10 protein-coding genes and 2 pseudogenes are annotated in these 8,860 nt (G+C 48.2%); 7 read left to right on the top strand and 5 right to left on the bottom strand.

Translation table 11 applies throughout. The annotated features are described in order from the left end of the window. Positions 1-133, bottom strand: a pseudogene (locus BZG23_RS16945) (IS256 family transposase); the annotation flags it as partial. A 49-nt stretch (positions 134-182) separates the two neighbouring features. Here BZG23_RS16945 and BZG23_RS12880 point away from each other — a divergent pair. From BZG23_RS12880 to BZG23_RS16775, 4 genes and pseudogenes are all read left to right on the top strand, one after another. Further along, entirely contained in the window at positions 183-596 is a 414-nt protein-coding gene (locus tag BZG23_RS12880; RefSeq protein WP_077607177.1) for a methylated-DNA--[protein]-cysteine S-methyltransferase, read from the top strand. A 17-nt stretch (positions 597-613) separates the two neighbouring features. Then, positions 614-832, top strand: coding sequence for a DUF6500 family protein (locus tag BZG23_RS12875; protein WP_077607176.1), 219 nt, complete (start codon positions 614-616; stop codon positions 830-832). A 175-nt stretch (positions 833-1,007) separates the two neighbouring features. Next, on the top strand, positions 1,008-2,360 hold the full coding sequence (yegD, locus tag BZG23_RS12870; protein ID WP_077607175.1) for a molecular chaperone: 1,353 nt from the start codon (positions 1,008-1,010) through the stop codon (positions 2,358-2,360). Between the two features lie 27 nt (positions 2,361-2,387). Beyond that, a pseudogene (locus BZG23_RS16775) lies at positions 2,388-2,590 on the top strand (hypothetical protein); the annotation flags it as partial. A gap of 46 nt (positions 2,591-2,636) precedes the next feature. Here the strand turns inward: BZG23_RS16775 and BZG23_RS12860 are convergent. The 3 genes from BZG23_RS12860 to BZG23_RS12850 are packed head-to-tail and all read right to left on the bottom strand — an operon-like array spanning position 2,637 to position 6,194. Then, positions 2,637-4,418, bottom strand: a complete 1,782-nt coding sequence (locus BZG23_RS12860) for a putative bifunctional diguanylate cyclase/phosphodiesterase (RefSeq protein WP_077607174.1) — start codon at positions 4,416-4,418, stop codon at positions 2,637-2,639. Positions 4,419-4,420: 2 nt separating this feature from the next. After that, complete coding sequence (locus BZG23_RS12855; RefSeq protein WP_077607173.1) at positions 4,421-4,798, bottom strand: response regulator; 378 nt, start codon at positions 4,796-4,798, stop codon at positions 4,421-4,423. A 16-nt stretch (positions 4,799-4,814) separates the two neighbouring features. Then, entirely contained in the window at positions 4,815-6,194 is a 1,380-nt protein-coding gene (locus BZG23_RS12850; RefSeq protein ID WP_198532174.1) for an ATPase domain-containing protein, read from the bottom strand. A gap of 285 nt (positions 6,195-6,479) precedes the next feature. Here BZG23_RS12850 and BZG23_RS12845 point away from each other — a divergent pair, with 285 nt between their 5' ends. Continuing rightward, the gene (locus BZG23_RS12845; RefSeq protein WP_077607171.1) at positions 6,480-6,851 is read left to right on the top strand and encodes an MmcQ/YjbR family DNA-binding protein; all 372 of its coding nucleotides are present in this window, start codon (positions 6,480-6,482) and stop codon (positions 6,849-6,851) included. Between the two features lie 83 nt (positions 6,852-6,934). Here the strand turns inward: BZG23_RS12845 and BZG23_RS12840 are convergent, their stop codons facing one another. Beyond that, positions 6,935-7,318: a hypothetical protein gene (locus BZG23_RS12840; RefSeq protein ID WP_077607170.1), complete on the bottom strand. Its 384-nt coding sequence runs from the start codon at positions 7,316-7,318 to the stop codon at positions 6,935-6,937. 238 nt (positions 7,319-7,556) lie between these two features. Here BZG23_RS12840 and BZG23_RS12835 point away from each other — a divergent pair, with 238 nt between their 5' ends. Next, entirely contained in the window at positions 7,557-8,321 is a 765-nt protein-coding gene (locus BZG23_RS12835; protein ID WP_077607169.1) for an N-acetyltransferase, read from the top strand. Between the two features lie 21 nt (positions 8,322-8,342). Beyond that, on the top strand, positions 8,343-8,840 hold the full coding sequence (gene def, locus BZG23_RS12830) for a peptide deformylase (protein ID WP_077607168.1): 498 nt from the start codon (positions 8,343-8,345) through the stop codon (positions 8,838-8,840). The last annotated feature ends 20 nt before the right edge of the window (positions 8,841-8,860 follow it).

The raw sequence follows: 8,860 nt of genomic DNA, 5'->3' as shown, positions 1-8,860 counted from the left end.
TCTCAGCAGCCAAAGCAGCTTCGGTGATCTGTTTAATCAACGGCGTTAGCAGTCCATCTTTCCCGTTGAGGTCTTGTCCAGATTGCAGTGCCTTAGCAAAAGCTTGAATATCAATTTCGTATTTGTCGGACATTGATGTATCACTCCCTGTTGAGGGTTAACTATAGGAGTGACACAGACTTTTGAACACTACCGCTGTTGATGAGCGCATTAAACGGATTCTTAACGCTGAGTTTGTAGAAAAGAGCGATGATGTTTTAGCGGCTACTCAAGCTCAACTCGAGGAATATTTTTTGGGTGAGCGAAAAACTTTCGATTTGCCTTTACTCTTGGCGGGTACCGATTTCCAACGGTCGGTATGGAATGCATTAAGCAACATTGAATACGGTGACAGGGTAACGTATCAAGAGTTGGCAGTATCGATTGGTAATGAAGCCGCAGTACGTGCGGTTGGCAATGCTAATGGGGCAAATGGGTTGGCGATTATCATTCCTTGCCACAGGGTTATCGGCACCCAAGGGGAGCTTATTGGCTATGGTGGCGGTCTGTCACTGAAAAAGCGCCTTTTAGAATTAGAGCAGAACTTATTCATTTAAGGATAGAGTAGGGGCGTATGAGAGCGGAGCTGAGAGCGAAAATCCTGGCGGTATGTGAACAAAAGATCAAAGCGAAAGGTGAGAATGTCGGTGTGTCATTTTATGCGTTCTTCAAAAACAAAAATGACGATCCAGAGCAGTTGATGGAAGCCGCAACCTGGTGGATACAGACCCATCAGTTAGATCATTTTGTTAAGGCAAGAACCATCAGAGAAATGGTGGAAAATAATTTATGACGACTGCAAAAATCATGGCCTATTTTGTCGAAAAGGTGTAACTCGGGTTCACCAAGATGACAATGGGTAGTGGGGCACGGGCCCAGACAGCCAGACTGGCTTCGTCGCTCTGATATTAGAAATCCCGCCACGGTTGAGGTAGCATTGCCGACCTTTTCTGCGGTGAGGGGCATTTATGTATATCGGCTTTGACTATGGTACAGCAAATTGCTCGGTGGCGAAGATTGAAAACGGTCAGCCGACGCTGTTGCGTCTAGAAGGGGACAGCACGTTTATTCCTTCCTCCCTTGCCGCACCTACGCGCGAATCGGTGTCTGAGTATTTGTTTCGTCACCGTGGCATCAAGCCGCTAGATACGATTGGCGAGCAGGTGGTACGTCGCGCCATCCATGTAAACCGAGAGGAAAGCATTGAACTTGAGGTGGAGGACATGGCGTTTGGTCAAGCGGCGCTCGACCGCTATCTCGATGATCCGCGCGATATGTACTACGTGAAATCGCCTAAATCTTTCCTTGGTGCGTCAGGTTTACGTGATGCCCAGCTTCGGTTTTTTGAAGATCTCGTATGCGCAATGATGGATAACATCAAAACCCAAGCCGAACACCAAGCCCAACAGAGTATTCATGATGCGGTGATTGGTCGACCGATCAATTTTCAAGGCCGTGGAGGCGAGACGGCAAACCACCAAGCCGAGGGTATTTTGCTCAATGCGGCTAAGCGGGCGGGCTTTAAACAGGTTGAATTTCAGTTTGAGCCAGTCGCTGCCGGTCTGGACTATGAAGCGACGCTGAGCGAAGATCAAATCGTTCTGGTGGTCGATATCGGAGGGGGGACCACAGACTGTTCGTTGATTGAGATGGGTCCATCATGGCGCGGTAGTCGCGATCGCAGTACAAGTTTATTAGCGCACAAAGGCCAGCGTATTGGCGGTAATGACCTAGATATTGCGTTGGCATTCAAACAAATGATGTTTCCGTTTGGAATGGGCAGCAAAATGGAGTCTGGCATTGAGATGCCGATTACGCAGTTTTCCAACCCTATCGCGATTAACAACGTACAAGCGCAAAACGATTTCTATGCGTTTGAAAACTTGGCGGTGCTCAAAGGGCTGCACAAGCAAGCGCAAGAGCCACATAAACTGGCCCGTTTGCTGGAGGTGTATTACGAGTCACTGGGTTACAACATTGTCCGTCGTGCGGAAGAGGCAAAGATTGCGTTGTCGGATCAAGCCGCATACCGAGCGGGTATTCAACTATTCTCCGAGCGCGTGGACGTTGATATATCGCGCGATAACATGATTGATGCGATTGAGGCGCCCAAACGTAAGATGATCGCCTTAGTGCACGATGTGGTCGCTCAGGCCGGTGTAAAGCCTGACGTGATTTTTATGACAGGAGGCTCAGCGCGCTCGCCCTTCTTACGGGAAGCTGTACAAGCAGAGCTGCCGAACATTCCTGTGGTGAGTGGCGACTACTTTGGCTCAGTCACCGCAGGCCTAGCACGCTGGGCGGAAGTTTGCTTTAAGTAAGCCCAACAGCCGTTGCGCTCCGCGCAGCCCTTTATTGTTTTATTTGATAAAGCAGACATCGCTCCCGCGCGAGTGACGGATGAGCCAGCCCCTAAGCACGAGACTTTCCTGTTTACACCAGCGGGGATGAAGGGCTGATTTGGGAGCTGTTTGATTGCATTAAATGGTTGAGCCGTGGGCAACACGAATTAGCTAAAACCTACCTTAAAAGGCTTGCTGGGGCGCTATAATCGAGAAGGGTGAGCGGCTATCAATCGCCGGTGGCGATGGTATTACTTATGATATTTCGCTTTGTCTTTGTTCAACACGCTCAGCGTTTTGTTGAGTAGCCAGCCAGGCTAAAAATTGCGCTTCCGGCATCGGCTTGGCGTAATAAAAGCCCTGGGCAATATCGACCCCTAGCTTTTTCAAATATCCGGCTTGTTCGACAGTCTCGATCCCTTCAGCAACCGTCTGCAGCTTAAAGGTTTTTGCTAGCCAGAGAATGCTTTCAGTGATGGCAACGTCATTTTCACTGGTTAAGATGCTATCTATAAATGCGCGATCGATTTTAAGCGTCGAGATTGGCAACGTGTGCAAGTAACTTAGCGAGGAATAACCGGTGCCAAAATCATCAACAGCGATGCTGATCCCGCGCTTACGGAGGTGGCTAAGCTTTTCAAGGTTTTGTGACCTTGAGTGGAAAAAGACTCCCTCGGTTATCTCCAGCTCCAAGTTAGGCGGGGGAATGTGATTTTTTTTCAGAATTTCATCAATAAAGCTAACAAAATCATCCTCTTCTACATCGCACGCCGTGACATTGACCGCTATGCGCTCAATAGACAGCGCTTGTTCTTTCCAGCGTGCCATGGTTTCACACGCTTCCATGATCACCCACCGGTCGATTTGTGTAATGAGCCCCGTCTTCTCTGCTATCGGAATGAAATCCCCTGGTGAGACGAGGTTACCATTAGGCAACCGCCACCGAACTAACGCCTCAACACTTTTTACCTCTCCAGAGGCGAAATCTATTTGCGGTTGATACCAAAGTTCAAATTGCTCTTTGCCAATAGCTTGTCGCAACAGTGTTTCGGTTCGAATATAGCGTAGAGCATCCTTTTGGAGCCGTTTGGAATAGAAGTTGGGGACACTTGTCTGTGTTGGATCAATGGCGTTAATGGCGGCATCCAAGACTTGGCGTGTATTGACCGCATCGTCTGGGTAACTACTGACACCAATAGCAGTGTCTAAATGGATCAGATCATGCTCGATGAGAATCGGTTCACTCATGGCATTAACCAGTTGCTGGCACACGAATAACGTATGCGTCAAGTTATTGTGGCTAGGGGCTGTCACTAGGCACCAAGTATCTGTGGTCAGGCGGAAAAGTTTATCGTGTTCGGTGAGGGTGTTAAGCGCTCGTTGCGAGCATATCACTGCGGATTGGTCGAGACCCGAGTGACCGAAAGACTTAAAAACCTGCTCTAGGTTAATTGAAAAAACAATCACATAAACCGATTTATTTAACACAGACGCCGCGAGAATGGTGTCGGTGACATGTTCAAGGCACCGCTGCTCGTTAGCGAGTCCAGTGATTCTGTCATGGGTGGCGAGATAATAAAGTTTATCACGCTGATCGACGGCTAAAAAACGCGCCCTTAATAGCATGACGACCCGTTCCATAAACTCTACCTTGTCAACGGGCATGGTGATGAATTCGTCAATCAGTGCTAAATAGGGGCGAAGGTTATGCCTGAGGTCGCGCTTAGGAAGCATCAGCATCACAGGTAGCAGGGTGGGCTCGCACCGATTCTTCTTGTCTTGCAACGCCTGTTGGTACTGATCGTACGATTGTGTATCGATGATCGCGAGGTCGAACTCGATATGACCTATATCACTGGGGCTTTCATAAAGCTGAAAGTCGCTGTTCAATTGGTCTCGCAGTAACGCTAAATTGTTAGGGTTATGGATAGCCAACAATATTTTGGCCCCCTGAATACGTTGGAACCCATCATCTGTGCGTTTTGCTTTCTTTTCGGGGCTTACCATTGTTGGGAATGTTCTCACCGTACCGGTCATCTTTACTCCTCACCCGTGAAACCAGCAACGAGCTGCATTAAGGCCTTTTTGGCGACAGGTTTTTGTATGATGCTGACCGCGCCATATTGAGTGGCTTGGCTGGAACTTGTCAGCATTTCCTGTGGAGAGAGAACAATAAACGCGGTGTTCATCTGCTGTAGCTTTTCGCATAAGCGCCACACATTGCTACCAAAGCCGCTGGTATCGACTAGGGCTAGTTTTTTACCGCCAACCGCTGCTGCCGCCTCCATGTCGGCTTCGTTAACTAAAGGACGACAATGGTAACCCGCCTCTTCAAGAGAAGCGGCCAACACTTTTCGGTTGCCCGGTGATTTCACGCACAAAAAAACAGTTAATGACGCTGCGCTTTTATTGGTCACCTCACATACCTCTTGATCAAACAGCCACTGCCTGCACTTTATCGGGGCCGATCAGATACTGATGAGGCTTGCGATCAAAATCACTCAACCGTTTCTTCATCACCGAGATCTGCGAGTGCGTGGTATCGTCCGCGTAATAAGACAGCGAGATAATAGTGTCCGATAAGTAGCTGATCCCTTTTTCAGAAATGCTGTCTTCGCCATAAAGTGCAAATGTTTCATTTACTAGAATCACCGAGACATTGATTCTCGATAAGCCTTTTGCGAGGGCATGTAAACGGTTTTGAATCGATTCCTCGCGCAATGTCATTTTGAATCCTGCCGTACTATCAAGCACCACCAAGCGAGTGTTATTTTGAACAACATCTTTGTACACCTTAGAGGCAAACTCATCGGCTAAATATTGCAAAGGCTCGATTTGTTCGATGGTTAAACGTTCGGCCTCCGCCTGGTGTTGCAGGGCGATATTGAGTTGTCGTGCCCGGTGGAGATATGAGGAGATCTCCTCTTCGAACAGGTAAATATTGACATGACCCAAGCTATGGCTGAATTGCTCCGCAATGCAACTGCTCAAGGTGGATTTACCAATGCCTGAGGGGCCGGTGATCATGGTGACAGTTCCCATCTCTAGCCCACCGCCAAGCAGGTTATCGATAGACGCAATGCCCGTCGAAATGGGTTCAAACCGCCCTGGTACCAGCTCTTCATTGGGTGGAAGTGGCCGCGGGAACACCTCAACCCCGTGAGCGCCATTGCGCATCTGATGGCTGCCTTTTAAAAAGTCAGACCCGCGGAATTTCTCAACACAGATTTCTTGTCCCATCGGGGTTTGTTTTAGCGAGATAACGCCATCGGATAAGAACCTTAAATCATCATCGGGTGAGGAATCACTGTGCTCGGACGTGAACAACACGGTGGCGCCTCGCTCGGTTAAATAGTTGATGAACGACAGAACCTCTTTGCGGTATTGAAAAACATCCGCAGTAAGAAAGCGCAGGTGCGTAAAGGAGTCGACAAAAACACGCGTGGGTTTAAGTGCCTCAATGGTGTCGACGATGGCTTTAGTGACCGGCTCATGCTCAACATCGGTGGAGGCGAATATGTCGTACGACTCGTGCTCTTTAAAAAAGCTGTCGTCTGGGGCCAAGCTGAGAAAGGTAATGTTTGAGACATCAATGCCAATCGCTGTCGCGTTAGTTTTGAGCTGCTCCTCGGCCTCTTGAAAGCCAATAAATAGACTCTCGCCTTCTTGTGACGCCGCAGAGAGAAACTGTAAGCCTGTTGTCGTTTTACCTAAACCTGGTCCACCTCTCACCAATACCGCTGTTGAAGGGAGGAGGCCACCGTTAAGGATTTGATCTAGCCCAGGAATACCTGAGGAGACTCTCTCTTTCATGTCGCTTCCCCTATTATGGTTATTTTTATTAGACCTAACCTGCCCAGAAATGCACCCTTTCAAGGTGCTTTTAGGCATTACCGTCTAAAAAAGGTAGTAGAGGTATACACAACTGTCATGGCGGGTGTAAGAAAAAGTCCCCTTTTACGTCTCAAAACGCCTAGAATGCAGTACGTTGTTCGTTCGCACTCGCGCTAAAAGGCGTTGCTCGTATTACACCGTTTGTGATGACGAAGCCTGTCTAAACTGCCTAATACTGTGTGTGCTTGTTGAAAGGAGAACTGCTTGGATCATTCTACATTTAATCAGTATTGCAGCGCGTTTACGGCCGCGACACATGTGGTGCAATGGGGTAACTCAGACGTCTGGAAAGTGGGTGGGAAAGTCTTCGCCATTGGCACCAGCAGTAAAAGCGGTCAACCAGCGTTTACCTTTAAAACCTCGCCAATAAATTATGCCTTTTTGTGCGATCTTGAAGGTTACGTACCGGCGCCGTATTTTGCTAACCGGGGTATGAAATGGATTCAACAAACTCACACGACCGGGGAGCTTGATGAAGACTTAAAGTACTATGTGGCGCAATCGTATCAGCTTGTTTGTCAGGGTTTGAGCAAAGCGAAACGAGCTGAGCTCGGCGTCGATGAGAACAACCTTTGATAAAAGCGATGGACAAGCCATTCAGGGTTGGCAAACGCTCGCAATAATAGGAACCCACCTACGTAAAAACTTCCGTATTTTAATTAAAAATCAGTAATCAAGGTGGGCGTATTGGCGCGAAATAGCTTTGTCAGGACAGATTTATATCGCCAACCCAGAGCCAGCAACCGTTTTGCCAGGCTCGGGTTCTGGATCGTCGCAACCTCAACGCCACGATAGTGATGMGGATGCGCTTGAATATAGTCGATAAACGCCGTCAGCACCCCTTGGCCGCGAACGCTGGGGGCAAATTGTAGCGAAACAATCGCGAATCGCTGGCTACCAATAGGGCAGTGGATAAGGCAATAGCCGAGCGGGTGCTTTATAGCGGTGGAGAGCTCTGGAAAAGCACGCGTCTGGTGACGTTGGGCTAATTGGTTATAGCCGTGGCATAGGTGGTCAAGTAATTGCCGAGCGTTATCATCCATCGGAGTGTCTCTGGAGAGGCCGAAACGTAGCCACCATATTAAAAACTTTATTTTTTCGAAAAACAGAAAAGTGTGAGCAGCTACTTTGCCGCTTTTTCAGCGTCTTAGAGAGGTAGAGCTGAGGCTCTCGGTCATGTCGTCATAAAATTGATGGCTTTGTGACCAACGTGGAGTCATCACCCATGCGGTTACGGTAGGTTAAAAGGTATACCATCAATACACCTGTGTGGAGGTGAATATGGCCTACTTAACCTTAACCCCAGAAACCTTGGATGATGCGCATATCTGCTGTGCGTTCTCGGATAAAAAGTGCCAAGCCAGCTATCAGGCGAAAAAGCAGTGGCTAAAGCAAGAGTATCAGCATGGATACCGTTTTCGCCGTTTAGATGAACGCGCTAAAGTCTTTATCGAATATGGCCCAGCAGAGACAGCTTGGCAGCCCATACAAGCGAATGGTTATCTGGCATTGGGTTGCTTTTGGGTCTCTGGGAAATACAAAGGGCATGGACACGGCAAGCAACTGTTAGCTGACGCCATTGAAGCGGCTAAACAGCAAAATAAGCAAGGCCTAGTCGCCGTGGTCGGTAAAAAGAAATACCACTTTATGAGCGATACAAAATGGTTAAAAGGCCAAGGCTTCAACGTGGCGGATGAAGCCCCTAATGGCTTTGTGCTGTTGTATTATCCGCTGAATGATGCAGCTGAAATACCGCAATTTCGGACATCGGTCCATACCGCCAATGTATCAACCGAAGGGTGTGTGGTGTATTACTCCCATCGTTGTCCTTATGCGGAATACCATGTGCTGAACTCGCTACAACAAAGCTGCGCGCAGCGTGGTATCCCGCTTGAAGTGCATCATTTAGAGACATTGAGCCAAGCACAAGCATGTCCTTCACCGGCCACCATTTTCAGTTTGTATTATCAGGGGGAGTTTATTACCACCGATATCAGTGCCTGTATGGAGAGCCGCTTTGATAAGTTTATTCCTCCTCACCCTTAACCTGTGAAATAGATAGCCCGTATGTTAGAAATCATTACCGCGCCAGATCCAAGGCTGGCCATAAAAGCAGAGCCAGTCACGGATATTACCGCCGTACAGACGTTGATTGATGATATGCTTGAGACGTTGTATGCCACTGACAACGGTATTGGATTGGCTGCCACGCAAGTGGGTCGTAAAGAGGCGATTGTCGTCATCGATATTTCTGAACGCCGGGATGACCCTTTAGTGCTCATTAATCCGGTGGTTGTATCTGGCGTTGACAAAGCCATTGGTCAGGAGGGTTGTTTATCCGTGCCCGGCTATTATGCAGATGTCGAGCGATACTCGTCTGTTGTGGTGTCGGCCCTTGATCGCAATGGTCAATCGATCACGATAGAGCGCGATGATTTTCTTGCCATTGTTTTGCAGCACGAAATCGACCACTTATCTGGAAACCTTTTTATCGATTATCTCTCGCCATTAAAACGACAAATGGCCTTAAGAAAGGTGAAGAAGTATTTAAAACAGAGCGCTTAGTAAAATCTTAAACTTACATG

The organism is Salinivibrio sp. ML290 (assembly GCF_001995695.1).
GTDB lineage: Bacteria > Pseudomonadota > Gammaproteobacteria > Enterobacterales > Vibrionaceae > Salinivibrio > Salinivibrio siamensis.
This window is presented reverse-complemented; position numbering and strand designations above follow the sequence as displayed.